This window comes from Pseudomonas sp. JV245A, from assembly GCF_032424515.1.
GTDB classification, from domain to species: Bacteria; Pseudomonadota; Gammaproteobacteria; order Pseudomonadales; family Pseudomonadaceae; genus Aquipseudomonas; species Aquipseudomonas protegens.
Genome location: NZ_VYKE01000380.1, coordinates 1 through 1,325, shown reverse-complemented (window position 1 = coordinate 1,325; position 1,325 = coordinate 1). Strand labels below are relative to the sequence as shown.

1 protein-coding gene is annotated in these 1,325 nt (G+C 64.8%); it reads right to left on the bottom strand.

Annotation, left to right across the window (positions count from 1 at the left end; translation table 11 throughout):
- Window positions 1-1,206, bottom strand: a 1,206-nt coding sequence (locus F6S12_RS31810; RefSeq protein WP_315869865.1) for an MFS transporter, incomplete at its 3' end; no start/stop codon positions are given.
- Between the last annotated feature and the right edge of the window lie 119 nt (window positions 1,207-1,325).

Genomic DNA, 1,325 nt, shown 5'->3' with positions numbered 1-1,325 from the left:
CGGGCTGCCGGCGGGGGCGGCGATGCTGCTGTAGGGCAGGCCCTGCTTCACCAGGAAGGTCTTGACCTTGTCGCAGGGGCTGTCGAAGCGCGCCTTGCCCACCGGGTCGAACTGGAAGGTGCAGGTGGCCGGGTCGGCGGTGACGCTGATGGGCGCCTGGCGGCTGGCCTGGTCGATGGCCGGGTTGGCGTAGTGGGCCAGGGCCTTGAAGATCGGGAAGTACAGAAGCGTGGCCAGCAGCAGGCCGAGCATCAGCACCGGCTTGCGGCCGATCTTGTCCGAGAGCCAGCCAAAGAAGATGAACATCGGCGCGCCGATCACCACGCTGATGATCAGCAGGCTGTTGGCCAGGGCCGGGTCCATCTTGAGGAACTGGGTGAGAAAGAACAAAACGTAGAACTGCGCGGCATAGAAGGTCACCGCCTGCCCGGCATTGATGCTGAACAGGGCGATCAGCACCACCTTGAGATTTTCCCACTTGCCGAAGGATTCGCGGATCGGCGCCTTGCTGGCGCGGCCTTCCTCTTTCATTTTCAGGAAGGCCGGCGACTCGTGCAGGCTCATGCGGATCCAGGTGGAGATGCCCAGCAGCACGATGGACAGCAGGAACGGCAGGCGCCAGCCCCAGACCTCGAACTGGTCGCCGGTGAAGTAACGGCAGGCCAGCACCACCAGCAGCGACAGCAGCAGGCCCAGGGTCGCGGTGGACTGGATCCAGCTGGTGTGCAAGCCGCGCTTGCCCTGGGGCGCGTGCTCGGCCACGTAGGTGGCGGCGCCGCCGTACTCGCCGCCCAGGGCCAGGCCTTGGAGCATGCGCAGGGCCACCAGGATGATCGGCGCGGCGATGCCGATGCTGGCGTAGTTGGGCAACAGGCCCACGGCGAAGGTCGCAACGCCCATGAGGATGATGGTGGCAAGGAAGGTGTACTTGCGCCCGATCATGTCCCCCAGGCGGCCGAACACCAGGGCGCCGAAGGGGCGCACAACGAAGCCGGCGGCAAAGGCCATCAGGGCGAAGATGAAGGCCGTGGTGTCGTTGACCCCGGCGAAGAACTGCTTGCTGATCACCGCCGCCAGGGCGCCGTAGAGGAAAAAGTCGTACCACTCGAACACCGTGCCGAGGGACGACGCGAAGATGACCTTCTGGCTGCCCTTGGCAGTGGAGTCCTGCAGGGGCGCGTTCAGGGGCTGTGCGTGTTCTGACATAGGGGGCTTCCTTACAGTGATTATTGTTGTTGTTCCACTGCCGACGCCGTTTCCGGCGCCGCTGTTGCAGATTCACCGCGACCGCACGATGAACCCTCGTTTCCCTCATCCGTAGGAGC